This is a genomic window from Rhodococcus sp. NPDC059179 (assembly GCF_042754885.1).
GTDB lineage: Bacteria > Actinomycetota > Actinomycetes > Mycobacteriales > Mycobacteriaceae > Rhodococcus_G.
The window spans coordinates 163,100-188,713 of sequence record NZ_JBHZBV010000002.1 but is presented as its reverse complement, the minus strand read 5'-3'; the positions used below and the strand labels follow the sequence as shown (position 1 = coordinate 188,713).

Here is a 25,614-nt window from a genome sequence, read left to right as displayed (position 1 = left end):
TCCGCAACTACACCGGGATCCCCGCATCTAGACGATGAAGGTCCCGACCGTCGGATTGTTCTGACAGATCAGCGCGGGGCCAAGGGAGATCGACGCAAACGCGGTGGCGATGACCTCACCGTGCCCGGTGCGGACGGTCTTGGACAGGTACGGGTACGCGCCCTCGAGGTTCACGATGCCGGACTGGCCGGTGCTGGTGTTCAGCCACGCGACGGTCACTCGTCCCGCCGCGGGGATCGGCGGTGCCGCGGGGAAGGACTGGAACCTGATCTCCCCTGGCCCGATCCCGGGTTCTGGCCCCGACTGCCCGGTCGCCGCGGTGAGCGACATCAGGCTGCCCTGATTGGGACACCCGATGGTCAGGGCGGGCAGGCCGAACGGGTGCGGCGGCAGTGCGGTGGCCGGTCCGGCCGCCAGGAACGCGAAGGCCGCGGGGGCGGCAAGCGTGAGGATCATCCGAGTCGTGCGTAGAGCGCTCATCGCTGCTCCTAGGTCCGAGTGCCATTGCCGGACCGGTCGCGGCGGGACGCACGGCCGAGTCCCCCGAAGAGCAATGTATGACCTAGATCACACTAGCTGCCTGCGGCGGGGTGCGTCGAGGGCCCAGCCGCAGCGGCCGAGCGGGTACCCAGCCTCAGCGGCCGAGCAGGGTGCCCAGGCCCATGACCCGCCGCACCGCGATCTCCACGACAACCCTGGTCGGGTTCTCCCGCGGCTGGCGGTACCGGGCGGCGTAGCGAGCCACCGCATCCGCGACGGCGTCGGGATCCGATCGCACGGTGGCCGGACCCTCGAGGGTGAGCCACCGCGCCCCTTCGATCTGGGTGAGCGCGGCGTACCCGCGGCGCTCGGCGTTGATCGCCTTCTGCGAGCCGCCGTTCGTGATCACCCGGGCCAGCTGGTGCTCGTGGTCCCAGGTGAACCCGACCGCCACCACGTGCGGGGTTCCGTCGTTGCGCAGCGTCGAGAGTGTGGCGAGGTGTCGATCGGTGAGGAAGGCGAGCGCCTCGTCGGACAGATCTGTCGGGTTGAAGGGGGTGCGGGCCATGCGCCGACCGTAGTCCAGCACACTTGACGGCATGAGTGTCGGATCAGTCGTCATCCTCGGCGGCCGCAGCGAGATCGGTCTCGAACTGGCCACCCGGCTTGCCCCCGGCCGGACCGTCGTCCTGGCGGCACGCCGCAGCGGGGACCTCGAAGGGGAGAGGCAGGCGGTGCTGGCCGCGGGTGCCACCTCGGTCGAGACCGTGGAGTTCGACGCCGACCACCTCGCCGACCACGGCCGCGTCCTGTCCGCGATCGTCGAGCTCGGCCCGATCGACGTGGTGGTCCTGGCGTTCGGCGTCCTCGGCGACCAGGCTCGCGCCGAATCCGACGCCCAGCACGCCATATCCGTCGTGCACACCGACTACGTCGCACAGGTCAGCGTTCTCACCCACCTCGCGCAGCTGCTGCGCGCGCAAGGATCGGGACGGATCGTGGTGTTCTCGTCGATAGCGGGCGCGCGGGCGCGACGAGCGAACTACGTGTACGGCTCGGCCAAGGCCGGTCTCGACGGCTTCGCCAGCGGACTCGGCGACGCCCTCGCGGGCAGCGGGGTGAGCCTGCTGCTCGTTCGCCCCGGCTTCGTGATCGGCCGGATGACCGAGGGGATTAGCCCGGCACCGATGTCGCGCACCCCGGACCAGGTGGCGGATGCGGTGGTCAAGGCGCTGCGCCGCGGCCGCGAGCGGGTGTGGATCCCCGGCATGCTCCGTCCGGTCATCTTCGTGATGCGAATGGTGCCGCAACGGATCTGGCGGCGGATGCCGCGATGACCGCACCGCTCACCGTCGTCGGCATCGGCGCGGACGGATGGCCCGGTCTCTCGCCGAACGCCCAGCGCGCGATCGCCGACGCGGAGGTGCTGATGGGTTCGCCGCGTCAGCTGGACCTGGTCCCCGCCGACCCCGGCTCCGGCGCCGTCCGGGTGCCCTGGCCGTCGCCGCTCGTGCCCGCACTGCCCGGCCTGCTCGCCGAGCACGAGGGCAGGCGGGTGTGCGTGCTCGCCAGCGGCGACCCGATGTTCCACGGCATCGGGGTGACGCTGGTGAACCTCGTCGGACCCGACCGGGTGCGGGTCATCGCGCACCCGTCCTCGGCCTCGCTGGCGTGTGCGCGCCTCGGCTGGGCGTTGCACGAGACGCCCGTCGTGAGCGTGGTGACCCGGCCCGTCGAGGTGGTCGGCCCGGAGCTGGCCGATCACCGGCGGATCCTGGTGCTCAGCCGTGACGGCGACACCCCCGCGGCATTGGCGGACCTGCTGCGCGAGAAGGGCTACGGCGCCAGCGAACTCACCGTGCTCGAACAGCTCGGTGGCGACAGTGAGCGCGTCGTACGGGGTCGGGCCGACGACTGGGACCATTCCGCGGCTGACCCGCTCAATATCGTCGCGATCCGCTGCGCGCGCGACCCTGCCGCGCCGCGGCTGACCCGCGTTCCAGGCCTCGCCGACGAGGCGTACGAGTCCGACGGCCAGCTGACGAAGCAGGAAATCCGTGCCCTGACCCTTGCCGCGCTCGCGCCCGCGCCGGGGGAGCTGCTGTGGGACGTCGGCGGAGGAGCCGGCAGCATCGGAATCGAGTGGATGCGCGCCGACGGCAGCTGCCGCGCACTCAGTTTCGAACGCGATGCCGACCGCGCCACCCGCATCGCGACGAACGCCCGGCGGCTCGGGGTGCCGGGGCTCGAGATCCGCGGCGCCGCGCCGGAGGCCCTCGCGGACGCGCCGACGCCGGACGCGATCTTTCTCGGCGGCGGTGTGACGGCCCACGGCGTGTTCGAGACGTGCTGGGACCAACTGCCACCCGGCGGCCGGATCGTGGTGAACGCGGTGACCGCGGAGTCGGAGGTCCTGTTGCTGCGGTGGCACGGCCTGTACGGCGGCACGCTGCGCAAGTTCCAGGTCTACCGAGGCGCGCCGCTGGGCGGCTTCACCGCGTGGCGGCCGCAGCTTCCCGTGGCCCAGTGGATCGCAACGAAGAAGGAACCAACCCAGTGACCATCCATTTCATCGGAGCCGGACCCGGCGCCGCCGACCTCATCACTGTGCGCGGACAGCGGATCATCGGGCAGAGCCCCGTGTGCCTGTACGCCGGAAGCCTGGTCCCCGCTGAGCTTCTCGCGATGTGCCCCGAGGGCGCGGAGATCCTGGACACCGCGCGACTGAGCCTCGACGAGATCACCGACCGGCTGATCGCGGCCGACCGCGCCGGACTCGATGTGGCGCGCCTGCACTCGGGGGACCCGTCCATCTACAGCGCGGTCGCCGAACAGGCGCGCCGTCTCGACGCGGCTGGCGTCGGCTACGAGATCGTGCCCGGGGTACCGGCGTTCGCCGCGGCGGCGGCATCACTCGGCCGCGAGCTGACCGTCCCTGGGGTGTCCCAGTCGATCGTGCTCACCCGGGTCTCCACGCTGTCCACTGCGATGCCGCCAGGCGAAGACCTGGCGACCCTCGGTGCGAGCGGGGCCACCCTGGTGATCCACCTGGCCGCGCACCGCATCGACCAGGTGGCGCTGGAACTGCGCGGGCCGTACGGCGACGACTGCCCGGTCGCGGTGGTCGCGTTCGCCAGCAGACCGGACGAGATCGTCCTGCGCGGCACCGTCGGCGACATTGCGCGACAGGTACATTCCGCCGGGGTGACCAAGACCGCCGTGATCATCGTCGGCCGGGTGCTCAGCGCCGAGGGGTTCCCGGACAGCTACCTGTACTCGGCCGCGCGGCGGCGAACCGACCACTGATGGCGCCCGCTGTGCGCGTGCTGATTCTCGGCGGGACCTCCGAGGCCCGATCACTGGCGGCACGGCTCTTCGCCGCCCCTGGCATCGAGGTCGTCTCCTCGCTGGCCGGCCGGGTCCGGGACCCGCTGCTGCCCATCGGGGAGGTCCGGGTCGGCGGCTTCGGCGGCGCGGAGGGACTGCGGGAATGGTTGCTGGGCAACCGCATCGACGCTGTCGTCGATGCCACTCACCCGTTCGCGGCACGGATCTCGGCCAACGCCGCGGCAGCCGCCGCGGCGGCCGGAACGCCGGTGGCGGTGCTGCGCCGCCCCGGCTGGTCGGCCGGACCCGGCGACCGATGGACCCAGGTCGATTCGCTCGACGCCGCGGCCGCCGCGTTGCCCGCGTCGGGCAGGCGGGTGTTCCTGACCATCGGCAGGCAGGGCGTCGACCGGTTCGCGGGCGTCGACGCGTGGTTCCTGGTCCGGGCCATCGACCCGCCCGACGGCGACGTGCCTGCCGAGATGACGCTGCTGCTCGACCGGGGCCCGTTCGACGCCGACGCCGAGATCTCGCTGATGCGTGAGCACTCCGTCGACGTGCTGGTGACCAAGAACAGCGGCGGAGCGCTCACCGAGGCCAAGCTCGTCGCCGCGCGGGCGCTCGGGATACCGGTCCTGATGGTGCGCAGGCCTGCGGTGCCGGACGGGGTCACGGTGTTCGGCACCGTCGACGAGGCCGAGCGCTGGCTACTCGCCGCCCGCTGAACGTCCCGCCGGGGGCGCATCGACGGCCTTGTCGGCAATGATCCGTGCCAGCCCGTCGAGGTGGTAGTTCATCGCTTCGGTGTCGCGATCGACCAGCCACCGAAGCACCAGTCCGTCCAGGGCGGCGAGTCCGAATCGCGTGATCGCGGAAACCGGTTCGGCCCATGAGGTTCGGGTGCGCTGTGCGCATTCCTCGAGGAAGTCCGCGACCTCGGCCGTCATCCGCTCCCGCTGCTCGACGGCGATCGCCCCGGCACGCGTGGAACCGGCCGCGCGGTGGCGGAGCGCGTGGGTGGTGATCTCATAGGTCAACAGTCGGCGTTCGGGGTTCGCCTCGATCGCGGGCCAACCCCATTCCAGACCCGTGCGGAGCAGCAGGTAGACCCCTTGTCGGCCACGCAGATCCGGTTGATCGGGCAGGGTGTCGAATGTGCGGCGGGCCGAGCTGCTGAGCTCCTTGACGAGTTGGTCGGCCATCGCGACGACAAGCTCTTCCTTGTCGTCGAAGCAGTACTGGACCATGCCAACCGACACGCCAGTCTGCGCGGCGACCGCCCGGACGGTGACCGCGTCCAAGCCACCGCGTTTGGCCAGTTCCAGCGCGCTCGTCACCAAAGTGGCTCGCCGCTCATCCCCAGTGAGCTTACTTCCCATTCGGTGATCCTAGCCGGTCCGCGCCGTCATGTTGGACAACTGTCCAACATTGGAGGAATGCACCCTTTGTCCGGAAACTCAACCGCGACAAAAGAGTTCACACTCGCAGCGGCCTCGGCGTGATCCTGGATTCTTCTCAACCCGGGTAGCGGCGCGGGGTGAACACCTTTGCCCCGTCGGCAACCTCGACCACGGTGGTCAGCGACGAGCCGATGATCAACAGGCACCGCATGTCGATCTCGGACGGATCCAGCTCGCCGAGCGTGACGATCCGCACGCTCTCCTGCGGACCCGCGACGTCTCGGCCGATGATGACCGGGGTCGCGGGATCGCGGTGCTCGAGCAGCAGATCGCGCATCGCGCCCACCTGCCAGGTGCGCGAGCGGGACGCCGGGTTGTACACGGCGATCGCCATGTCGGCCGCGGCCACCGCGGAGATCCGCTTGGCGACGATGTCCCACGGCTTGAGCCGGTCGGAGAGTGAGATCACCGCGTAGTCGTGGCCGAGCGGGGCGCCGACCCGACTCGCGACGGCGTTGGCCGCGGTCATGCCGGGCAGCACCCTTACCGGGACGCCGGACCACTGGTCATCGGCGGCCATCTCGATGACCGCCGCGGCCATCGCGAACACGCCGGGATCGCCGGAGGACACCACGACCACCCTGGCCCCGCGCCTGGCCAGGTCCAATGCCATCGCCGCGCGCTCGGATTCGACCTTGTTGTCGCTCGCGTGCCGGTTCTGTCCCTCGATCACCGGCACCCGGTTGACATAGGTGGTGTACCCGACGATGTCGGTCGCGAGAGCGAGCTCCCGGCGAACCTCGGGGGTGGTCCAGGCGTCGTCACCGGGTCCGAGACCCACCACCACGACCTCGCCGTCCGATGCGGCTCTGGTGACAACGGGATTGTTCGACGGGCTCGGCACCAGCGCGATGGAGAAGTACGGCACCTCCGACTCGTCCACGTCGGCGGCAGCGATCACACGCTGGTTCGGGGTGCTGGCCCGTTCGACGTAGCTGGCCTCGGCCAACCGGCCGGAATCCGAGAGCGCCTGGCGGACAGCAGGAAAAGTGCGGCCGAGCTTGAGGATCGCGGCGGAATCGGTCTCCCGCAGCCGCCGGGTCAGTTCCTCGACGGGCAAGGTGCCGGGCAGCACGGTGAGGATCTCGTCCCGCTCCACCAGGGGAGTGCCGAGCGCCGCCGAGGCCGCGCTGACCGAGGTGACACCCGGGACGACCTCCGCCTCGAAGCGGTCCTGCAGCCGCTTGTGCATGTGCATGTACGAGCTGTAGAAGAGCGGGTCGCCCGCGGCCAGCAGCGCCACCGTGCGGCCTGCCTCGAGATGCCCCGCCAGCCGCTCCGCCGCCACCGCGTAGAACTCGTCGATCGCGCCCTGATAGCCGCCCGGGTGATCCACCGTCTCGGTGGTCACCGGGTACACCAGATGCTCCTCGATCTGTCCCTCGCGCATGTAGGGCTGCGCGACCGCGCGGGAGATGCTGCGACCGTGCCTCGCGCTGTGGAACGCGATGACGTCGGCCTCGGCGATGATCCGGGCCGCCTTCACGGTCACCAGCTCCGGATCGCCGGGCCCGAGCCCGATGCCCCAGAGCTTGCCGGGCGTCACGTGATCCGCCATCACTCCACCTCGCTGGCGATGGCGTTGAGCGCGGCGGCGGTGATCGCGCTGCCACCACGGCGGCCCCGGACCACCAGGTACTCGGACCCACCGCGGGCGATCAGCTCGTCCTTGGACTCGGCTGCCCCGATGAAGCCCACCGGGCCGCCCACGATCGCGGCCGGCCGCGGCGCGCCCTGATCGATCATGTCGAGCAGGTGGAACAGCGCCGTCGGGGCGTTGCCGATCGCGACCACCGCGCCGTCCAACTTGTCGCCCCACAGCTCGAGTGCCGCGGCCGACCGGGTGTTGCCGAGCTGCTCGGCGATAACGGGGACCCGGGGATCGGCCAACGCGCACAGCACCTCGTTGTTCGCAGGCAGCCGCTTGCGGGTGACGCCAGCCGCGACCATGGTCGCGTCACACAGGATCGGGGCCCCGGCCCGCAGGGCGGCGCGGGCCGACTCGACCACGCCGGGTGTGAACGCGATGTCCTCGACCAGATCGACCTGTCCCGAGGCGTGGATCATCCGCACCACCACCTGCGACACGTCCGCCGGGAACCGGTCCAGGTCCGCCTCGGCCCTGATGGTGGCGAAGGACTGACGGTAGATCTCGGCGCCGTCGCGGATGTAGTCGGTCATGCGCCACACGATATGGGGTCAGCGAGTCGGTCGGTCCACCCGGTAGCCGTCGCCGGTGGCCACCACGTCGGTGACCTCTCCACTCGGCCTGCCGCACTTGCGGTCACAGCCCACCCAGTGCTGCCTGCCCTCGGCCGGCAGCTCCCCGGCCTCCATGGCCGCACCGAGGTCGCCGCGGACGTCGGCGAGGGACTTGGCGCAACCGGGGCTTCCTGTGCAGGCGCTGACCTGCAGCCACGGCGAGGCGGCGTCGAAGATCAGGCCCATCGGCGCGAGCACCCGAACCACCTGTTCCGCGGTCCATTCGTCGAGGTCACACAGCAGCAGCGACCGCCAGGGCGTGACGACCAACGGCTTGTCGACGGCGGCCAGGAACTCTGCTGTGCGCGCGGTGATCGTCCCAAGCGCGAGGCCCGCCGCGAGGGTCACGCCGCCGTCGTCGTGGTCGAGCCAGCCGATCGGTCCGGTGTCGCCGCGGGGCAGGTCGACGGGCGCCGCGTCGCGCAGGCCCAGGCGCTTCAGGATCTGCTCGGCGCCGCCGTCGATCTCGTGCAGCCGCCACCGGTCCCCGCGGATGTCGAGCAGGTGCCGGGCGGCCTCGAGCAGCACGGGAACCCCGTCCGACGCGGCAATCCGGCCACCGGAGTCCCGGCCTGCCAGGACCAACGCCACGTCATCGGCGCCGACGGCATGCAGCCCGAGGTCCGCGGACAGCCCGGAGACGTCGCCGCGTCCGTCGTCGAGGGAGAACATCACCCGGCCCGGCAGCTGCGCCAACGCGGGGTCGGCGCAGAGGCCGCGGTCGAGGTCGCGCACCCAGTCGCGGACGTCGACGAGTCCACCGATCCGCCCGGAGAGGGGACTCGCAAGGATGTTGCGGACCCGTTCGTGGGTGGCCGAGGGGAGCAGGCCGATCTCGGCCAGCAGCTCCGCGAACCGGCCGGGATCGGTGACCGCGCGCAGCTGCACGTTGCCGCGCGAGGTGAGCTCCAGCTCGCCGGCCGCGAGCTCGCGGGCCGCCTCCGCCAGCGCCTGAAGCTGGGTGGGTTCGAGGAACCCGCCGGGCAGCCGCACCCTGGCCAGCGCGCCGTCCGCCGCCTGGTGCACCTGGAGGGCTCCGGGGCAGGCGTCGGGGCGGGACCGGTCGGGTGTGGTCTGTTCAGCGGGCATCGTCACCAGGTTACGTCCCGGCACCGGTAGCATCAGCGGCGCTTGCGGCAGCTCGAGAGGAAACCGGTGAGAATCCGGTGCGGTCGCGCCACTGTCACCCGACCGCCCGCTGCTGCGGGCCCGGGAAGCCAGACCCTCCACCGCTGCCGTTTCGAACCGAATGGGGCGCGAAAACCCCGAGGAGGCCATACCCGTGATCCTGCTGCTGTCGACGTCCGACACCGATCTGCTCAGTGCCCGAGCGAGCGGCGCCGCGTACCGCTGGGCGAACCCGTCCCGGCTCCTGGTGGATGACCTGCCGGGCCTGCTCGACGGGGTCGAAATGGTGGTGGTGCGCATCCTCGGCGGTCGCCGCGCCTGGGAGGACGGCCTCGACGCCGTCCTCGCCGCGGGCCTGCCGACGGTGGTACTCGGCGGCGAGCTCGCCCCCGATGCCGAGCTGATGGAGCACTCGACGGTGCCCGGCGGCGTGTCCGCCGAGGCGCACTCCTACCTGGCCGAGGGCGGCCCGCAGAACCTGCTGCAGCTGCACCACTTCCTCACCGACACCGTCCTGCTCACCGGGCACGGGTTCGAGCCGCCGGTGCACACCCCGACGTGGGGCTTCGCCCCCGTGAGTCCTTCTGGCCCCGCTGCGGACCAAAAGGACTCACAGGTCGTGGCGGTGCTGTACTACCGGGCGCAGCACCTGGCGGGCAACACCGAGTACGTCGAGGCGCTGTGCCGGGCGATCGAGGAGCGCGGCGCGCGGGCGTTGCCGATTTTCTGCGCCTCGCTGCGGACCGCCGAGCCGGAGCTGCTCGCGATCCTCGGCACGGTCGACGCGATGGTCGTGACCGTGCTCGCCGCGGGTGGCACCAAGCCCGCGAGTGCGTCGGCGGGGGAGGACGACGAGGCCTGGGACGTCACCGAGCTGGCCGCGCTCGACGTGCCGATCCTGCAGGGCCTGTGCCTGACCAGCAGCCGCGAGGCGTGGGAATCCAACGACGACGGGCTCTCCCCGATGGACGTCGCGACGCAGGTCGCGGTGCCCGAGTTCGACGGCCGGCTGATCACGGTTCCGTTCTCGTTCAAGGAGATCGACGCCGACGGCCTCACCGCCTACGTGCCCGACCCGGAGCGGGCGGCCCGGGTCGCGGGCATCGCGGTGCGGCACGCGCGGCTGCGGCACATCCCACTCGCCGACAAGCGGATCGCGCTGATGCTCTCCGCGTACCCCACCAAGCACGCCCGCATCGGCAACGCCGTCGGCCTGGACACTCCCGCGAGCGCCATCGCGTTGCTCACCGAGATGCGGGCAGCCGGATACGATCTCGGGCCGGTCGACGGAGACGACGCACTGCCCGGTCTGGCCGCCCAGGACGGTGACGCGCTGATCCATGCGCTCATCGCGGCAGGCGGGCAGGACCCCGACTGGCTGACCGCGGAGCAGTTGGAGGGCAACCCGATCCGCATCTCCGCGGCCCGCTACCGGCAGTGGTTCGCCACGTTGCCGCAGGAGCTCCGCGAGGGCGTCGAGAAGCACTGGGGTGCTGCACCGGGCGAGCTGTACGTGGACCGGTCGGCCGACCCCGACGGCGAGATCGTCATCGCCGCGATGAAGGTCGGCAACGTGGTCCTGATGGTGCAGCCGCCCCGCGGGTTCGGCGAGAATCCCGTTGCCATCTATCACGATCCGGACCTGCCTCCGAGCCATCACTACCTGGCCGCCTACCGCTGGCTGGCCGCCCGACAGGACGAGGGCGGCTTCGGCGCCGACGCGGTGGTGCACCTCGGCAAGCACGGAAACCTCGAGTGGCTGCCAGGCAAGACGCTCGGCATGTCCGCGTCCTGCGGCACTGATGCGGCGCTCGGCGACCTGCCGCTGATCTATCCGTTCCTGGTGAACGATCCGGGTGAGGGCACCCAGGCCAAGCGCCGTGCGCACGCCACCCTTGTCGACCACCTGATCCCGCCGATGGCCCGAGCCGAGAGCTACGGCGACATCTCGCGGCTCGAGCAGCTACTCGACGAGCACTCCAACATCTCGGCGCTCGACCCGGCGAAACTGCCCGCGATCCGCCAGCAGATCTGGACGCTGATGCGCGCGGCGAAGATGGACCATGACCTGGGCCTGGCGGAGCGCCCCGACGAGGACGTCTTCGACGACATGCTGCTGCACGTCGACGGCTGGCTGTGCGAGATCAAGGACGTGCAGATCCGGGACGGGCTGCACATCCTCGGCAGGGCGCCGGAGGGTGATGCGGAGGTGGAGTTGGTGCTCGCGATCCTGCGGGCACGGCAGATGTGGGGCGGCGAGCGCACAGTGACGGGCCTGCGTGAAGCGTTGGGGCTCAGCGAGGACGGTGACGAGGTCCGCACCCGGGTGGACGCGATCGAGGAGATCGCGCACCGGCTGGTCGCGGGCCTGCAGGCCGCGGACTGGGACCCGGCTGCGGCGGCCCGCATCGGAGCCGAGCACGGCGAACAGGTCGTCGCGGTCTTGGAGTTCGCGGCGGCGGAGGTGGTCCCGCGGCTCCGTCAGACGAACGGCGAGATCGCCCAGGTGCTGCGCGCACTGGACGGCCGGTTCATCGCGGCCGGGCCGAGCGGGTCGCCGCTGCGCGGGCTGGTCAACGTGCTGCCGACCGGCCGCAATTTCTACTCGGTGGATCCGAAGGCGGTGCCGTCGCGGCTCGCGTGGGAGACGGGGCAGGCGATGGCGGAGTCGCTGCTGGCCCGCTACCTGGCCGATCACGGCGAGTACCCGAGGTCGGTCGGCCTGTCCGTCTGGGGCACCTCGGCGATGCGCACCTCCGGCGACGACATCGCCGAAGTCTTTGCCCTGCTGGGCGTCCGGCCGGTGTGGGACGAGGCCTCGCGCCGCGTCACCAGCCTGGAGGCGATCTCTCTCGAGGAGCTGGGCCGTCCCCGCGTGGACGTCACCGTCCGGATCAGCGGCTTCTTCCGGGACGCCTTCCCGCACGTGCTGGCCCTGCTCGACGACGCGGTCCGGATGGTCGCGGCGCTCGACGAGCCGGCCGCGAGCAATTACATCCGCGCGCACGCACAGGCGGACCTGGCCGACCACGGCGACGACCGTCGCGCCACCACCCGCATCTTCGGCTCCAAGCCGGGCACGTACGGCGCCGGCCTTTTGCAGCTGATCGACTCGAAGAGCTGGCGCAACGACGCCGACCTCGCCGAGGTCTACACGACCTGGGGCGGCTACGCGTACGGCCGCGGACTCGACGGGGCGCCCGCGTCCGATGACATGCGTACCGCTTACCGTCGAATCGCGGTGGCGGCCAAGAACACCGACACCCGCGAGCATGACATCGCGGACTCCGACGACTACTTCCAGTACCACGGTGGCATGGTGGCGACCGTCCGCGCGCTGACCGGGAAGTCACCGGAGGCCTACATCGGAGACAGCACCCGTCCGGATGCCGTCCGCACCCGCACGTTGTCCGAGGAGACCGCGCGGGTGTTCCGCGCGCGGGTGGTCAACCCGCGGTGGCTCGAGGCGATGCGCAGGCACGGCTACAAGGGCGCCTTCGAGATGGCCGCGACTGTCGACTACCTGTTCGGGTACGACGCCACCACGAACGTCGTCGCGGACTGGATGTACGAGAAGCTCGCCGAGACATATGTGCTGGACGAGCAGAACCGTAAGTTCATGACCGAGTCCAATCCCTGGGCCCTGCACGGGATCGCGGAGCGGCTGCTCGAGGCGGCCGAGCGCGACATGTGGGAGCATCCCGAGCAGCAGACCCTCGACGGACTGCGTCAGGTGTATCTCGAGACCGAGGGCGAACTAGAAGGGGAGTGACCCCAGTTCACTGGCGTAGAACACGAGAGTGGCCGGCCCGGATTCCGGGTCGGCCACTCTCGTGTCACTGTCGGTTCAGCTGTCGCTACGACAGGGTGACGGGTCCGCGACGGATCATCAGGGTGAACCCGATCGCGGCGAGCGAGGTCACGGCGAGCATCGCGACGACTGCGTTCAAGCCGCCGACGGTGTTCAGGCCGGAGGCGAGCGCGGTGTTGGCGAGCAGCATCGTCGCGATCGAGACGCCGATTCCGCTGCCGCCGGTCCGGACCACCGCGTTGGTGCCGGTTGCCTCGCTGGTGCGCCGCTCGGGGACCGCCTCGACCAGCAGATTCGGCAGCGCCGTGTAGGCGAACGCCGTCGCCACCGACACCGTGATCACCATGATCATCATGCCGACGACGGAGTCGTGGAATACGAACAGCATCAGGTTGCCGAGGAGGAACAGCGCGCTGCCGATGAGCATCGACGTGCGGGCGCCGACCGCCGCGGCGATCTTACCGCTGAGCGGGGTGCAGACGAACCCGAACATCGAACCGGCGAAGGAGAGCCACCCGGCGTTGGTCGGGGTCAGGCCCAGGCCGAACGGGGCGCTGGTCGGCGACTGCAGGACGATCGGGATGATCATCGTGGTCACGCCGATCGGACCGATCGAGATCGCGAAGGTCGCGAGCATGGTCAGGGCGAACTTGCGGTCACGGAACTGCCGGAGGTTGACGATCGGCGAGGTGGTTCGCAGCTCCCACAGCACCCACAGCGTCAGCGTCGCCACGCCGCCGATCACCAGCGCGAGCGTGGCCGGACTGGTCCAACCCCATGCGGTGGACTTGTTGACGCCGAGCAGTACGGCGGCGATGGCGGGCACGAAGGCCACCGCCCCGACGTAGTCCACCGTCTCGGTGTTGCCGGTCGGGCGGCGCCACGGCAGCACGAAAAGCACCAGCAGAATGGTGAGCGCCGCGTAGACCGCCGCGACGATGAAGATCATATGCCAGCTGGCGTGGTCGAGCATGACGCCCGCGATCAGCAGGGCCGAGGAGCCGGCGGCCACCGCGGAACCGGAGATGACCGCGACCGCGACCGGAACCTTGGCCGGGGGCAGATGCTCGCGCGCCAGTCCGATGCACAGCGGCAGGATCGCGCCGGCCAGACCCTGGATTGCACGTCCGACGATGATGCTGCCGAGACTGTCGCCGACGGCGCTGATCATCGATCCGATTGCCGCCGCGAACAGCAGCACGATCAGCACGCGTTCGCGGCCGTACATGTCGCCGAGGCGCCCGCACACGGCCGCCGAGGCGGACGCCACCAGCAGGAATGCGGTTACCGACCACCCCACCGTCGCCGCGTCGCTGTTGAACTCCGAGATGAACGTGGGGATCGCGGCGTACACCATCGAGGTCTCGAAGGCGCTGATGATCTCCACCACCACGAGCACCGCGATGATTACCCAGGCCGGTCGTTGCCGGGCGTACCGGCCCTTGCCGGTGCCCTCCGGTGCGTCTTCGACTCTGATGTCTGTTGCTGTCACTGGAAATACCTTCTGCCGTCCACCGAAAGTCCCGCAAGCCGAAACCGCTGCGCTTGTATGGGCGACAAAGGTAGATTTTTCTGGAATTCTGCGCCGAGCGACTTCCCGGTGACCGGGACCACAGCCGGTAGTCTGCTGTCATGAGTTCCACATTCAGCGAGATCGGTGCCGCCAAGTACGTCCTGCTGACCACCTTCCGCAAGGACGGCACCGGGGTCCCGACCCCGCTGTGGGCCGCGCTCGACGGTGACCGTCTGCTGATGTGGACGGTCACCGACTCGTACAAGGTCAAACGGGTGCGGCGCAATTCTCGGGTGACGATCGCGGCCTGTGACCTGCGCGGCAATCAGACGGGCGAGGCGATCGAGGCCAGTGCGGCGATCCTCGACGATGCCGGGACCGATCACGCCCGCGACGTCATCGCCCGCAAGTACGGGATCCTCGGCTGGATCACCATGAAGGGCAGCCTGATCCGCCGCGGTAAGACCGGCACGATCGGCCTGGCCGTCACCGCACCCTGACCTCAGGAACAAAAAGACGAGGCCCGTACCGGCAGATTCGCCGGTACGGGCCTCGTCGACTTCTGGGGTGATCTGTCAGCTACCGAAGGACGAGCTGAGCTGGCCGAGATCGGGGAGCCCGGGGATCGGAATGACCGGTGTCAGCGAGTTGAACTGCAGGAGCACCATGGCCTCGTCGTCGGAGGCCGCGAGCCGATCGGTGCCGCCCGCGGGAACCAGGAAAGATCCGCCGCCGCCGCCCCCGTTCGCTGCGCCGCCGCCGCCCCCGAAGTAGCCCGCGCCGCCATCGCCGCCGCCACCGACACCAGCACCGCCGTCACCGAGCACTCCTGCGGCGCCGGACGGAGACCCGCTGCCGCCCGCACCACCTGCGGTCGCGGTGCCGGCCTTACCGCCCGCCGCACCGACCGCGGCGGCACCGGCGTTGCCACCGGCACCGAGGCTGCCATCCCCGCCACCGGGAGCGACGAGGGTGCGCGACTTGAGACCCTTCTCTCGGTCCTGCTTGATAGACTCGGTCGCCGTCCCGGAGAAGCCGCCGCCCGCGCCGCCGCCCTCGCCGACCAGGATGTACAGCTTCGATCCCGGAGTGACGGGGAGGTCCGCGGTGACGCGACCACCGAGTCCGCCTGCGCCGATCCCGTTCTGGCCGGCCTCACCGATCGCGGTGACTTTGACCGAGGTCACCCCGGCAGGAATGTCGAGGGCATGCTCGCCCGCGATGCTGTACATGCAGTTGACGAGCGGCCCCGACTGCGCGCATCCCGCGACCTGGTCGTCGGCGGCCGCAACGCCCGCACCTGCGCCGGTCACCGCCGCCGCGACGGCTGCGGTCATGCCCACCGTCGCGGCCAGTCCCACGGTGCGCCGCGCCCGTGTCGATCCCGCCTGCCACACACGCCCTTGCATCAACAAACCTCGCAGAGTTGTAAATGATCCGGGGCGATTGCCGCCGGCGGTGGAAGCATGCCACGCGCCCAAGCTCGATGTGGGCGCATTGAGGCACAGAACTGGACGCTGGGTCCACTGGCGGTGGCTCCGCCAAGCCGGTGAGGGTCCCGGTCCGCTACGACGCCGGTCCGCCGGAGCTGCCGGCGCTCCCGGATCCGTCGGAACTACCCGCACTACCCGAGCCGCTGGAGCTGCCCGCGCTCCCGGATCCGCTGCCGCTGTCGGTGCTGCCGGTGCCCATGACGTACGACGAATCGAAGTCGATCACGACCCTCGGAACGGAACCGGCCGGAGCGAGTTCGGTGCTGCCGCCTGCCGGGACCAGGAACGAGCCGCCGCCGCCGCCCACGCCACCGCCACCGCCGAAGTAGCCGCCGCCACCGCCCGAACCCAACGCTCCGCCGGAGCCCCCGGCGCCGAGCGCGCCGCCGGTGCCACCCAGCCCTGCGATTCCGCCCGCGGCGTCCGATCCGGCGTGGCCGCCCCCGGCGCCGGGGGCGGAGACACCCGCATCGCCGCCCGCGCCTGCCCCGCCGCCGCCACCGCCTCCCGGCGCGACCAGCAGGCGTGAGTTCATACCGACGGTCCAGTTGGTTGCGGCCGATTCCGTTGCCACGGCGGCGAATCCGCCGCCCGAGTTCAGGCCCGACCCGCCACCGGGGCCCACCATGATGATCAGCCGCTGTCCCGGCGTGACGGGCAGATCAGATGTGACGACTCCGCCACGTCCGCCCAGCGCGCCCCCACCGCTACCGCCGGTCGCCTTCACTGACACCGAAGTGACACCGGCCGGGATGTCCAGGTAGTACTCGTCAGGACCGAAGCTGTCGTAAGAGCAGGTGGTGTGCCCGGGCTCGGTCGCGCACCCGAGTGTCCGGGTCTGTTGCGCCGATGCGCCGCCCGCACCGATCACCCCCGCCGACGCGCACGCTGCGGAAAGCCCCACTGCCGCGGCAACCCACACCGCACGGTGCCCCCACACCGAACCCTGTCGACACACCCGGTCCATCATCGATTACTCCTCCGAAATCACGCTGATTCGGTGGCGATCGCCACCGGCGGGGGGAAGCATGGCACGAGTTCTCGCCCCGCATACCGGGAATGAGTGAGATGATTCGCGGGATCGCCGGTAGTCAGTCTTCGTTGAAGCCGCGCAGCCTATTTAGTTCGCGCCGTTCATGTTTCGTCGGTCTGCCGGTCCCACGGTCACGGCGCGGCACGGCGATCAGCTCCTCGCGGGGCGGGGGAGGAGGGGTCCTGTCGATCAAACAAAGGACGGCCTCGGCGGCGCCGACCCGCTTGCGGATCAGTTTGGTCACCACGACGATCCGTTCGGTACCGGCGACCCGGACCCGCACCTCATCATCCACGTGCAGCGGTTGAGCGGGTTTGGAGGACACCCCGTTCACGCGCACGTGCCCGGCGCGGCACGCGGCCGCAGCCGCGGAGCGGGTCTTGAACAGACGCACGGACCAAGCCCAACTATCCACGCGCACGCTGGTGGAATCCGCGCTCGACATGCCGTCCAGGGTACCGACACAGGTCGTCAGGCCCCGTCAGCTCCGCGGCCGGCGACCGCCCCTGGCGCGAGCCGGATGGGCGGAAGATAGTCCGAAACGGGGGCCCGGTGCCACCACGCACCGCTTTCGCGCCGCTCTCGCCACGTGCTGAACCGGTAGCGATAGAGGCGCGCCCGCACGAAGATGGGCGGCGCCTTCGCGAACGGATTGACGCGTAGCAACCTGAGCGTCGCTGCGTCGTTGAGGAGCAGCTTCTCCGCGAACGACACGAACCACCCCCTGGCGTAGCTGGGTGAGATCGCGGCGAACCACATCAGCCAGTCCAGGCGCAGGTGGTACGGAGCGAACTGACGCGGCCTCCTGTGGATGTCGCCCGGCTTGCCCTTGAACTCGTACTCACGCCACACCGTGTCCGGCGTGATATGCGCTGCCGACGTGCCCTCCACGATGACCTCGTACCGGATCCGGGTGACGTGCCCGAACGCGCCGTAGGTGTTGACCAGGTGCCAGGCGTTGAACGAGGCGTTCATCAGCTGGCTGTGCGAGGCCAGGTTGCGGACCGGCCAGTAGCTGAGCACGAGGACCAGCGCGGTCACCGCGATCACTGCCGCCGCGAAGGGCGCCGGGGAAGACGCGGCCTCGGCGGGTGGATCGATCGGCAGGACCGCGCCGAGCACACTGTCCGGCAGCACCGACACCGCGAGCACGAGCGCGAGCCAGTTCAGCCAGGCGAAGTTGCCGCTGGCCACCAGCCACAGCTGCGTCACGATCATCAGGCCCGCCGCGATCGAGGCAATCGGCTGCGGGGCGAAAAGGCCGAACGGCATCACGAGCTGGGCCAGGTGATTGCCCGCGACCTCGACCCGGTGCAGCGGGCGGGGGAGGTGTTGGAAGTACCAGCTCAGCGGCCCCGGCATCGGCTGCGTCTCATGGTGGTAGTACAGGCAGGTCAGGTCCCGCCAGCAGGAATCTCCGCGGATCTTGATCATCCCGGCGCCGAACTCGAGCCGGAACAGCAGCCACCGCAGCAGCAGCAGGATCGCGACCGGCGGGGCGGTATCGGCGTTGCCAAGGAAGATCGCCAGGAAACCGACCTCGAGGAGCAGCGACTCCCAGCCGAACCCGTACCAGACCTGGCCGACGTTGACGATCGACAGGTAGAGCAGCCACATCGCGAACCACACCAGCATGTGCGCGGGCAGCGGAAGCCGGTCGGTCACCCCAACCACCGTGACTGCGGCCAGACCGGCCCCGGTCCACGCGACCGCGGCGAAGAACCGATCGGAGTAGTACAGGTGGAACAGGCTCGGCGAACGCCGGAACGACGCCGTTGCCAGGTAGTCGGGGATCGGGAGCATCCCGTTGCTGCCGATCAACGCGCGGAATTGATTCACTGCCACCAGAAACGCAGTCAGGTAAAGGGCGGCGAGTCCTTCCTTGAAGAGCAGCCGCCCGATCGAATAGCCGTCCGCGTTGAACCAGTCCATCGTCGCCACCTGAGGCGATCGTCGCGGTTTCCCGCCTGCGCCGGACGTTACTCCTCGAATCGCCCCTTGGGGCGGGTGCGGATCGGCAGCGAGTCAGTCGAGCGCGTCCAGGTAGAACCACTTCCCGCCCTCGCGCACGAACCGGCTGTGCTCGCGCAGCGACTTCCGCTCCCGGCCGTACCGGTAATACGCGACGAACTCGACGGTGCCCTCCGACTCGAGCAGACCGCCGCCCGAGCGGCCGAGGATATCGAGCCGCAGCCACCTCTGGTTGTCGTCGAGTTCCAGCGTCCTAGGGCGGGTGCTCGGATGCCAGGTCCTCAGCAGGTAGCCGGTGTCACCTTCCGCGAACGCCGAGTACCGCGAGCGCATCAGCGCTTCCGCGGTCGGGGCCTGCGCGGCACCGGAGTGATAGCGGCCGCAGCAGGCACCGTAGGTGTCGCCGCTCAGGCAGGGGCAGCGGGCGTCGTCGGCGAGGCGGATTGTGATGCTCATTGTGCCTGGCTCACCGACGACATGTGGAAGTCCGGGATCCGCAGCGGCGGCATCGCGGTGCGGGTGAACCAGTCCTTCCACTCACGCGGGAGAGTCGTCTCGGTGGCACCCGCCTCCGAGACCCGCCGCAGCAGGTCGAGCGGGCTCTCGTTGAACCGAAAGTTGTTGACGGCGCCGGTGACCGCACCGTCCTCGACCAGATACACGCCGTCCCTGGTGAGTCCGGTGAGCAGCAGCGTTGCCGGATCCACCTCGCGGATGTACCAGAGAGTGGTCAGCAGCAGCCCGCGCTCGGTCCTGGCGACCATCTCGTCGATGGTCGCCGCTCCGCCGCCGGTGAGCAGCAGGTTGTCACCCGGCACCGCGACCGCGGCTCCGAACTCCTGCGCCGCGTGACGGGGGTAGGCGAGCGCGTTGACGGTGCCGTCCCGGACCCAGTCGACCCGATCGACATCCATGCCGTTGTCGAAGAGGGAGAGCGAGTCGCTCGAGGCCACCGTCGCGACGAAGGGCGCGTACTCGAGCCCGGGAGCACAGGGATCGGAGCGCAGGGTCAACGGGAAGCCGGTGAGCCGCTCACCGATTCGGGTGCCGCCCGCCTTCGACAACGCGGTGTGCCCCTCCTCTGCGCCGCGGCCCTCCATCGTCCACATCAGGTAGATCATCAGGTCGGCCACCGCCGACGGCGGCAGCAGCGTCTCGTAGCGACCCGCGGGCAGGTCGACGGTGCGCTTGGCCCAGTCCAACCGGGTGGTCAACTGTGCCAGCAGGTTCGGCACCGATACGTCGGCGAAGTCGACGGTTCCCGCCCCGACCCACGCGCTGGCGTCGCCGCGCTTGCCGTTGATCTCCACCGATCCGGTCGGCTGGGTGAAACGCCTGCGCACCCCCGTCGAGGTGCCGAGCCAGGTGCTGTGCAGTTGATGATGCGCAAACCCGTACAGCCGGTCGGCGCCGTCGAAACCGTCGGCCAGATCGCCTGCGAGCCCGCCGAACACGTCGATACCGGTCGAGGCGGCGGCCGCGGACCAGGCGGAATCGGTCACTCCGGAACCCGGAATCAGGTCCATCGTGTCCTCCGCCGGCTGGGCGGTGCGCGCCGCCTCCTCGCTGGCCCGCACGACGTCCGGGATCTGCTGTGGGTCGACGCTGCTGGAGCTGACCGTTCCGACCCGCGCATTCTTGCCGTCGCGGACGATGGAGATCACGGTCCAGGTCCGCGACGTCGACACGCCGTTCGTGGTCATCGAGTTGCCTGCCCAGCGCAGCGACGCCTCGCTGGCATCGGTGACGACCACCATCGCCTCGTCCACCGTGCACAGCGCTAGCGCTCGCTCGACGAGATCCTGCCCCGGAATCATTTCCCGCCCTCCGTTCGAGTGTTGAGCACGTTCACGCCGCGAAACAGTGCCGAGGGGCAGCCGTGGCTGACGGCTGCCACCTGACCCGGCTGCGCCTTACCGCAATTGAACGCGCCGCCCAACTGCCAGGTGGAGGCGCCGCCGAGGGCCTCCATCGAACCCCAGAAGTCGGTGGTGGTGGCCTGGTAGGCCACATCCCGGAGCTGCCCCTCGAGCGCGCCGTTTCTGATCCGGAAGAACCGTTGGCCGGTGAACTGGAAGTTGTACCGCTGCATGTCGATCGACCAACTCTTGTCCCCGACCACGTAGATCCCGTTCTCGACCCGGCCGATCAATTCCTCGGTGGTGGTGTCCCGCTCGGGATCCGGCTGCAGCGACACGTTCGCCATCCGCTGGATCGGCACGTGGTGCGGGGAGTCCGCGTAGGAGCAGCCGTTGGAACGCTCCAGGCCGAGCCTCGGGGCGAAGACCCGGTCGAGCTGATAGCCGACGAGAGTGCCGCCGCGCACCAGGTCCCAGCGTTGTGACCCGACGCCGTCGTCGTCGTAGCCGATGCTGGCCAGCCCGTGATCCTCGGTGCGGTCGGCGGTCACGTGCATGATCTCGGTCCCGTACCGCAGCGAGCCGAGCTTGTCCGGGGTCGCGAACGAGGTGCCCGCATAGGCCGCTTCGTACCCGATTGCCCGGTCGTATTCGGTTGCGTGGCCGATGGATTCGTGGATGGTCAGCCACAGGTTGGACGGATCGATGACCAGGTCGGTCGGGCCCGCCGTCACCGAGGGCGCCTTGGCCTTCTCTGCCAGCCATTCGGGAATCTGTGCCAGTTCCGTCGCCCAGTCCCAGGAGGCCCGGTCCTCGCCGCCGCGCAGGTACTCCCACCCACGCCCGACCGGGGGCGCGAGCGTGCGCATGGTCTCGAAGCTGCCCGCCGTCTGGTCGACGGCGGTCGCCTCCAGTTGCGGATGCAGCCGAACACGCTGCTGGGTGATGTTCGAACCGGCCAGGTCCGCGTAGAAGGTCTGCTCCTTGACCTGCATCACGGTGGCCGTGACATGGTCGACGCCGTCGGCGGCCGACAGCCGGCCCGAATAGTCGGTGAGCAGGTCGATCTTCTCGGCCGTCGGGACCTCGAACGGGTCGACCTCATAGCCGGAAACCCAGACCGCGTCGCGGTAAACGGGTTCCGGCGCCAACTCCACCCTGTCCCTGTTCAGCGTGCGAAGCGCCCTGGCCACCTCGACGGCCTGCGCCGCGGTGCGGGCCGCGGCGTCGGGAGTCAGCTCCGCGTGCGAGGCAAACCCCCACGTCCCGTCGACCACCACCCGCACCGCCACGCCGAGTTCGACGCCGTCGACCGCCGACTGCACGGCGCCGTCCCGGAGTCGGAGCGACTGGGTCAGCAGTCGGTGCACCCGTAGATCGGCGTGGGTGGCGCCCGCGGCCCGGGCCGCGGACAGCGCCGCGTCCGCGAGGGCCCGCAGCGGTAGGGCGAGAAAGTCCGGATCGACGTCGCGAGTGGCGGTCACGGGTGACACGCTACCGATGTCCGATACCTATCAGGCGAACTGCTGCCAGCCCAACCGGATCACCATGACCACGACCACCACCAGCAGCACGATGCGAACGAACCCCGCGCCCTTCGCGAGTGCCACGCGCGCGCCGAGGACCGCGCCGACGATGTTGCACGCCGCCATCGCCAGCCCGAGGGTCCACCAGACGTTGCCGGTCGCGGCGAAGTAGACCAGCGCCCCGAAGTTCGATCCGAGGTTGATCACCTTGGCCATCGCGGCGCTGCGCACGAACTCCGTTCCCAGCATCACCGCGAAGGTGATGATCAGGAAGGTGCCGGTGCCAGGGCCGAACAGCCCGTCGTAGAACCCGATCGCCCCGCCCGCGACCAGAACCGTCGTCCACACCCGCATCCGACTCGGCCGGTGATGGATGAGGGTGGTGCCCAGAGTCGGCCGCATCGTGACTATCGCCGCGACCGCAACGAGCAACACCATGATGATCGGGATGAACAGCGCCTTGTCGATCAGCGACACGGCGGCGGCCCCGAGACCGGCGAACGCCGCGGCCAGCACCGCGGCGGGGATCATCAGCCGCCACTGCATGGCGACCTTCCGGCTGAAGGTCAGCACGGCCGCGGCGGTGCCGTTGATGGCCGTGAGCTTGTTGGTCGCCAACGCCACCTGCGGACTCAGCTGCGGCATGGTGATCAGGATCGCGGGGAGCAGGATCAGCCCACCCCCGCCGACCACGGCGTCCACCCATCCGGCCGCGGTGGCCGCGACCATCAGCACTCCCCAGTCGAGCCACGCCATGCGTCAGACTCAATCACAGGACGGCTCGCGGCTCGCAACTCCTAGGCTGAGGTCATGCGGAGGTTCAGTCTGTGGCTGCGGGGAAAGCCGTTCGTCGCGGACTCGATGCTGGCCGCGATCCTTTTCGTACTCGAATGCCTGACGGCGCCGAACAGTCAGGCACCGGGACTGTCGGTACTACTCGGCCTGGCACTCTGCGTGCCGATAGCGTTCCGGCGCCGACATCCCGTCGTGGCCGCGGCCGCGATCCTCGGCATCTCCGTCCTGAGCACCGTGGTCAGCAGCTGGATCGGCGACGAGACACTCACCCATCCGGGCCAGCTGGGCCTGGCCGTGATGCTCTACACGCTGGTCGCCTACGTCGGCCGGAAGCAGGCCGTGGTCTACGTCGTCGGGCTCGCGGCCGACTCCGCGTTCTCGATCTGGCTGTTACATCAGGAACCGGCCACCACGGTCGGGTTCATCTCGCTGTTCTATGCACTGTCGTGGATCACCGCCGAGTTCCTCGGCGCGCGCCGGCTGTACGACGAGGAGGTCGCGGCGAGGCTGGCCGTCGCCGAGTACGACCGGGACCGGCGGGCCGAGGAAGCGGTGGCAGGGGAGCGCACCCGCATCGCGCGCGAACTGCACGACGTCGTCGCCCATGCGGTGAGCGTGATGGTGGTTCAGGCGGACGGCGCGTCCTACGCCGTGCGGCGCAACCCCGACGCCGCCGAGCGGGCACTCGGCAACATCGCGAGCACAGGCAGACAGGCGCTCGCCGAGCTACGCCGGACCGTCGCGCTACTTCGCACCGAGCAGACGCCCACCGAGATGCCACAGCACGGGACGGCGGGCGTGGCCAAAGTCGTCGGCATGATGCGTGACGCGGGACTGCACGTCGAACTCGAGATGACGGGGGAACTCGACGACATCCGACCCGCGCTCAGCCTCGGCATCCATCGCGTCGTGCAGGAGTCGCTGACGAACGTGCTCAGGCACGCGGGCGCCTCGCCGCGGGCGCGGGTCCGGGTGCGCAGGCGGGACGAGGACGTGCTGGTCGAGATCACCGACAACGGACGGGGATCGAGCCAGTTCACCCAGGGCTCGGGCAACGGCCTGCTCGGAATGAGGGAACGGGTGGCGGTGCTCCAGGGCAACCTCGAGACCGGGCGGGAAGCGGATGGGAGCTGGCGGGTCCGGGCGGAACTGCCGCTGCACCCCGAGGACTAGACGGCGCGGCGGGTTGTCACCAGCCTGGACAGGCGTCTATGTTGCCCAACAGCAGGAAGATAGACCTAGATCACGTCCGGCGGCTCCCAGGGGAGATCCGGCCAACTGACGGGGGGATCCGAATGCACGTGAAAACCGGGGGCAGGGGTTGGATTGTGGCGGCGAGCGCGCTCGCCGCCGTCGTGGGCTTCGGGCCGCCCGCAGCGGCAGCCCCGTCGCAACCACTCGAGTATGTGAACCTCGGCGACAGCTTCAGCGCCGGATCCGGCGTGTTCCCGATCGCCCCCGCGACGGTCTCGCAGTGCTGGCAGTCAGAGCAGAACTTCTCCCACATCATTGCCCAGCGGCTCGGCTACCGCCTCACCGACGTGAGTTGCGGCGGCGCGAAGACGGACGACTTCTACTCGCCGCAGCACCCGGGTACCCGCGCCCAACTGGAGGCGCTGACGCCGTCGACCGAGTTGGTCACGGTGATGATCGGCGGCAACAACAATGACACCTTCGGCGGCGCCATGACGGCCTGCATCGGCGCGATGCTCACCCACCCCGGATCGCCGGAACCGTGCAAGGTGATGTACGGAAACAGCCTCACCGAGCCGGTCGAGACCAACACGTATCCGGCGTTGGTGCAGGCGCTCAGCGACATCCATGCCAGGTCCCCGCGCGCCCACGTCATCATCGCCGGCTATCCGAACCTGCTGCCGTCGAGCGGAAGCTGCATACCGCAGATTCCCATCGCCCCGGGCGACGTCCCCTTCATGCGGGACCTGCAGTCCACCCTGAACGACGCGGTCCGACGCGCAGCGCAGGAGACTGGCGCTACGTTCGTGGACATGTCTGCGGTGTCGGAGGGGCGCGACGGCTGCAAGCCCGTCGGGCAGCGGTGGATCGAGCCGATGCTGTTCGCGGCGCAGCCGGTCCCGGTTCATCCGAACGCGGACGGCGAGCAGGCACTGGCGACCGAGATGCTGAAGGCGATCGGCGAAAGGAACGCGCAGACCGGCTAGAGGCGGCTGGCGACGAACTGCGCGGCCCCGATCGCCGTCCCGTTCACGGGATACAACGCGTGCAGGACGTTGGGGCGACCGAGTGGGGAACCATCGCAGATGTTGTCACCGGGAGCGCACAGATCGATGGTCTTGGTTCCGAATAGCGGTCCGATAGCGATTGGCGGATTTCCCGCATCGCGCATGAACCGATCCGAGGGCTTTCCGAAAAGAACGACCGCGGCAACATGGCTAGCCACATCCGGCGACAGCGGACCGGGTAGTGCTAGCTCAGGCGGTAGTCCGACGGGATTTCCGGCTTCGGCGACGAAACCCGCGACGGCCGCACCTTGCGAGTAGCCCCCGATCACCATCCTCGTGTTCGGACAGCTTGAGGCCATGAACTGAATCCGAGAATGCATGTCCCGCACACCTTCGACGAAGGTGTGGGCGAAGGCTCGCCGATCGTCAAAATTGCTGGCGGCACGGTAATTGACGGCGTACACCCCGATCGACCGCGTGCCCGCGAACAAGCGGAGCGATTCGATGAATGCGAGTCCCGTGGCGCCGACGCCGATCTGTTCGTCGGTACCCCGGGCGAACGCCACCTCGACGTCGGGGCATGGCTGGGCGGAAGCGGGCGGGGGCTCGAAGGATACGCAGAGCAGCGCACCAAACATCACCATCGCAGTGCTGATGAATCGAGCGGACGCGCGAGTCGCCATTGGCCAACAATACCTTTGGGGACGTTCATGCAACATGCTTGCTGAGCACCCCGCGAGGAGGGCTTCTTCCGG

Annotated in this window: 24 protein-coding genes and 1 riboswitch; of the genes, 8 read left to right on the top strand and 16 right to left on the bottom strand. The window is 69.7% G+C overall.

Features of this window, described 5'->3' with window-relative positions:
- Positions 1-27: 27 nt before the first annotated feature.
- Both ACFXMV_RS05845 and ACFXMV_RS05840 read right to left on the bottom strand, forming a co-directional pair.
- Positions 28-480 carry a hypothetical protein gene (locus ACFXMV_RS05845; protein WP_378501136.1) on the bottom strand — a complete coding sequence of 151 codons (453 nt, stop codon included), beginning with the start codon at positions 478-480 and terminating at the stop codon, positions 28-30.
- 154 nt (positions 481-634) lie between these two features.
- Positions 635-1,048 (bottom strand): PPOX class F420-dependent oxidoreductase, encoded by a 414-nt coding sequence (locus ACFXMV_RS05840; protein ID WP_378501135.1) that lies wholly within the window; start codon positions 1,046-1,048, stop codon positions 635-637.
- Positions 1,049-1,079: 31 nt separating this feature from the next.
- Here ACFXMV_RS05840 and ACFXMV_RS05835 point away from each other — a divergent pair, with 31 nt between their 5' ends.
- From ACFXMV_RS05835 to ACFXMV_RS05820, 4 genes are read left to right on the top strand one after another with little or no spacing between them, the layout of a single operon-like run.
- Positions 1,080-1,817 (top strand): SDR family NAD(P)-dependent oxidoreductase, encoded by a 738-nt coding sequence (locus tag ACFXMV_RS05835; RefSeq protein WP_378501134.1) that lies wholly within the window; start codon positions 1,080-1,082, stop codon positions 1,815-1,817.
- Entirely contained in the window at positions 1,814-3,040 is a 1,227-nt protein-coding gene (gene cbiE, locus ACFXMV_RS05830) for a precorrin-6y C5,15-methyltransferase (decarboxylating) subunit CbiE (protein WP_378501133.1), read from the top strand. The genes ACFXMV_RS05835 and cbiE overlap by 4 nt, the downstream gene beginning before the upstream one ends.
- A complete protein-coding gene (cobM, locus tag ACFXMV_RS05825) occupies positions 3,037-3,786 on the top strand; it encodes a precorrin-4 C(11)-methyltransferase (RefSeq protein ID WP_378501132.1) in 750 nt (249 codons plus the stop codon). Before cbiE ends, cobM begins: the two co-directional genes overlap by 4 nt.
- Positions 3,786-4,532, top strand: a complete 747-nt coding sequence (locus ACFXMV_RS05820; protein WP_378503141.1) for a cobalt-precorrin-6A reductase — start codon at positions 3,786-3,788, stop codon at positions 4,530-4,532. Before cobM ends, ACFXMV_RS05820 begins: the two co-directional genes overlap by 1 nt.
- Here the strand turns inward: ACFXMV_RS05820 and ACFXMV_RS05815 are convergent.
- From ACFXMV_RS05815 to cobG, 4 genes are all read right to left on the bottom strand, one after another.
- On the bottom strand, positions 4,515-5,144 hold the full coding sequence (locus ACFXMV_RS05815) for a TetR/AcrR family transcriptional regulator (protein ID WP_378500406.1): 630 nt from the start codon (positions 5,142-5,144) through the stop codon (positions 4,515-4,517). The genes ACFXMV_RS05820 and ACFXMV_RS05815 overlap by 18 nt on opposite strands.
- Before the next feature lie 178 nt (positions 5,145-5,322).
- The gene (gene cobJ / locus ACFXMV_RS05810) at positions 5,323-6,825 is read right to left on the bottom strand and encodes a precorrin-3B C(17)-methyltransferase (protein ID WP_378500407.1); all 1,503 of its coding nucleotides are present in this window, start codon (positions 6,823-6,825) and stop codon (positions 5,323-5,325) included.
- Positions 6,825-7,448, bottom strand: coding sequence for a precorrin-8X methylmutase (locus ACFXMV_RS05805; RefSeq protein WP_378500408.1), 624 nt, complete (start codon positions 7,446-7,448; stop codon positions 6,825-6,827). Before ACFXMV_RS05805 ends, cobJ begins: the two co-directional genes overlap by 1 nt.
- Before the next feature lie 18 nt (positions 7,449-7,466).
- Positions 7,467-8,618 (bottom strand): precorrin-3B synthase, encoded by a 1,152-nt coding sequence (gene cobG / locus ACFXMV_RS05800; RefSeq protein ID WP_378500409.1) that lies wholly within the window; start codon positions 8,616-8,618, stop codon positions 7,467-7,469.
- A gap of 19 nt (positions 8,619-8,637) precedes the next feature.
- Positions 8,638-8,775, top strand: a riboswitch (cobalamin riboswitch).
- Positions 8,776-8,811: 36 nt separating this feature from the next.
- Here cobG and cobN point away from each other — a divergent pair.
- Positions 8,812-12,429, top strand: coding sequence for a cobaltochelatase subunit CobN (cobN, locus tag ACFXMV_RS05795; protein WP_378503142.1), 3,618 nt, complete (start codon positions 8,812-8,814; stop codon positions 12,427-12,429).
- A gap of 85 nt (positions 12,430-12,514) precedes the next feature.
- On the opposite strand, the gene ACFXMV_RS05790 is transcribed toward cobN, so the two are convergent.
- On the bottom strand, positions 12,515-13,960 hold the full coding sequence (locus ACFXMV_RS05790) for an MFS transporter (protein WP_378502052.1): 1,446 nt from the start codon (positions 13,958-13,960) through the stop codon (positions 12,515-12,517).
- Positions 13,961-14,100: 140 nt separating this feature from the next.
- On the opposite strand from ACFXMV_RS05790, the gene ACFXMV_RS05785 reads away from it, so the two are divergent.
- Positions 14,101-14,481, top strand: coding sequence for a PPOX class F420-dependent oxidoreductase (locus ACFXMV_RS05785; protein ID WP_378502051.1), 381 nt, complete (start codon positions 14,101-14,103; stop codon positions 14,479-14,481).
- A 75-nt stretch (positions 14,482-14,556) separates the two neighbouring features.
- Here the strand turns inward: ACFXMV_RS05785 and ACFXMV_RS05780 are convergent, their stop codons facing one another.
- The 8 genes from ACFXMV_RS05780 to ACFXMV_RS05745 all read right to left on the bottom strand — a co-directional run bounded on the left by ACFXMV_RS05780 (position 14,557) and on the right by ACFXMV_RS05745 (position 22,619).
- Positions 14,557-15,390 carry a hypothetical protein gene (locus ACFXMV_RS05780; protein WP_378500961.1) on the bottom strand — a complete coding sequence of 278 codons (834 nt, stop codon included), beginning with the start codon at positions 15,388-15,390 and terminating at the stop codon, positions 14,557-14,559.
- A gap of 157 nt (positions 15,391-15,547) precedes the next feature.
- Positions 15,548-16,444, bottom strand: coding sequence for a hypothetical protein (locus ACFXMV_RS05775; RefSeq protein ID WP_378500960.1), 897 nt, complete (start codon positions 16,442-16,444; stop codon positions 15,548-15,550).
- A 121-nt stretch (positions 16,445-16,565) separates the two neighbouring features.
- Positions 16,566-16,952 (bottom strand): RNA-binding S4 domain-containing protein, encoded by a 387-nt coding sequence (locus ACFXMV_RS05770; protein WP_378500959.1) that lies wholly within the window; start codon positions 16,950-16,952, stop codon positions 16,566-16,568.
- A gap of 26 nt (positions 16,953-16,978) precedes the next feature.
- Complete coding sequence (locus tag ACFXMV_RS05765; RefSeq protein ID WP_378500958.1) at positions 16,979-18,439, bottom strand: lipase maturation factor family protein; 1,461 nt, start codon at positions 18,437-18,439, stop codon at positions 16,979-16,981.
- 93 nt (positions 18,440-18,532) lie between these two features.
- The gene (locus ACFXMV_RS05760) at positions 18,533-18,934 is read right to left on the bottom strand and encodes a YchJ family protein (protein ID WP_378500957.1); all 402 of its coding nucleotides are present in this window, start codon (positions 18,932-18,934) and stop codon (positions 18,533-18,535) included.
- Positions 18,931-20,295 carry a metallopeptidase TldD-related protein gene (locus tag ACFXMV_RS05755; protein ID WP_378500956.1) on the bottom strand — a complete coding sequence of 455 codons (1,365 nt, stop codon included), beginning with the start codon at positions 20,293-20,295 and terminating at the stop codon, positions 18,931-18,933. The genes ACFXMV_RS05760 and ACFXMV_RS05755 overlap by 4 nt, the downstream gene beginning before the upstream one ends.
- On the bottom strand, positions 20,292-21,821 hold the full coding sequence (locus ACFXMV_RS05750) for a TldD/PmbA family protein (RefSeq protein ID WP_378503143.1): 1,530 nt from the start codon (positions 21,819-21,821) through the stop codon (positions 20,292-20,294). Before ACFXMV_RS05750 ends, ACFXMV_RS05755 begins: the two co-directional genes overlap by 4 nt.
- Positions 21,822-21,851: 30 nt before the next feature.
- Positions 21,852-22,619, bottom strand: coding sequence for a TSUP family transporter (locus tag ACFXMV_RS05745; protein ID WP_378503144.1), 768 nt, complete (start codon positions 22,617-22,619; stop codon positions 21,852-21,854).
- 54 nt (positions 22,620-22,673) lie between these two features.
- Between ACFXMV_RS05745 and ACFXMV_RS05740 the strand changes: the two genes are divergently transcribed.
- Both ACFXMV_RS05740 and ACFXMV_RS05735 read left to right on the top strand, forming a co-directional pair.
- Positions 22,674-23,831, top strand: coding sequence for a sensor histidine kinase (locus tag ACFXMV_RS05740; RefSeq protein ID WP_378501489.1), 1,158 nt, complete (start codon positions 22,674-22,676; stop codon positions 23,829-23,831).
- 155 nt (positions 23,832-23,986) lie between these two features.
- Positions 23,987-24,838 (top strand): SGNH/GDSL hydrolase family protein, encoded by an 852-nt coding sequence (locus ACFXMV_RS05735; protein ID WP_378503145.1) that lies wholly within the window; start codon positions 23,987-23,989, stop codon positions 24,836-24,838.
- On the opposite strand, the gene ACFXMV_RS05730 is transcribed toward ACFXMV_RS05735, so the two are convergent.
- Positions 24,835-25,542, bottom strand: a complete 708-nt coding sequence (locus ACFXMV_RS05730) for a cutinase family protein (RefSeq protein ID WP_378501487.1) — start codon at positions 25,540-25,542, stop codon at positions 24,835-24,837. The two genes, ACFXMV_RS05735 and ACFXMV_RS05730, sit on opposite strands and share 4 nt — an antisense overlap.
- Positions 25,543-25,614 lie beyond the last annotated feature (72 nt).

Coding starts and splice junctions, on each gene's coding strand:
- ACFXMV_RS05845 (WP_378501136.1), bottom strand. CDS start 480: ATGAGCGCTCTACGCACGACTCGGATGATCCTCACGCTTGCCGCCCCC.
- ACFXMV_RS05840 (WP_378501135.1), bottom strand. CDS start 1,048: ATGGCCCGCACCCCCTTCAACCCGACAGATCTGTCCGACGAGGCGCTC.
- ACFXMV_RS05835 (WP_378501134.1), top strand. CDS start 1,080: ATGAGTGTCGGATCAGTCGTCATCCTCGGCGGCCGCAGCGAGATCGGT.
- cbiE (WP_378501133.1), top strand. CDS start 1,814: ATGACCGCACCGCTCACCGTCGTCGGCATCGGCGCGGACGGATGGCCC.
- ACFXMV_RS05820 (WP_378503141.1), top strand. CDS start 3,786: ATGGCGCCCGCTGTGCGCGTGCTGATTCTCGGCGGGACCTCCGAGGCC.
- cobJ (WP_378500407.1), bottom strand. CDS start 6,825: ATGGCGGATCACGTGACGCCCGGCAAGCTCTGGGGCATCGGGCTCGGG.
- ACFXMV_RS05805 (WP_378500408.1), bottom strand. CDS start 7,448: ATGACCGACTACATCCGCGACGGCGCCGAGATCTACCGTCAGTCCTTC.
- cobG (WP_378500409.1), bottom strand. CDS start 8,618: ATGCCCGCTGAACAGACCACACCCGACCGGTCCCGCCCCGACGCCTGC.
- ACFXMV_RS05785 (WP_378502051.1), top strand. CDS start 14,101: ATGAGTTCCACATTCAGCGAGATCGGTGCCGCCAAGTACGTCCTGCTG.
- ACFXMV_RS05780 (WP_378500961.1), bottom strand. CDS start 15,390: ATGCAAGGGCGTGTGTGGCAGGCGGGATCGACACGGGCGCGGCGCACC.
- ACFXMV_RS05775 (WP_378500960.1), bottom strand. CDS start 16,444: ATGATGGACCGGGTGTGTCGACAGGGTTCGGTGTGGGGGCACCGTGCG.
- ACFXMV_RS05770 (WP_378500959.1), bottom strand. CDS start 16,952: ATGTCGAGCGCGGATTCCACCAGCGTGCGCGTGGATAGTTGGGCTTGG.
- ACFXMV_RS05765 (WP_378500958.1), bottom strand. CDS start 18,439: ATGGACTGGTTCAACGCGGACGGCTATTCGATCGGGCGGCTGCTCTTC.
- ACFXMV_RS05760 (WP_378500957.1), bottom strand. CDS start 18,934: ATGAGCATCACAATCCGCCTCGCCGACGACGCCCGCTGCCCCTGCCTG.
- ACFXMV_RS05755 (WP_378500956.1), bottom strand. CDS start 20,295: ATGATTCCGGGGCAGGATCTCGTCGAGCGAGCGCTAGCGCTGTGCACG.
- ACFXMV_RS05745 (WP_378503144.1), bottom strand. CDS start 22,619: ATGGCGTGGCTCGACTGGGGAGTGCTGATGGTCGCGGCCACCGCGGCC.
- ACFXMV_RS05740 (WP_378501489.1), top strand. CDS start 22,674: ATGCGGAGGTTCAGTCTGTGGCTGCGGGGAAAGCCGTTCGTCGCGGAC.
- ACFXMV_RS05730 (WP_378501487.1), bottom strand. CDS start 25,542: ATGGCGACTCGCGCGTCCGCTCGATTCATCAGCACTGCGATGGTGATG.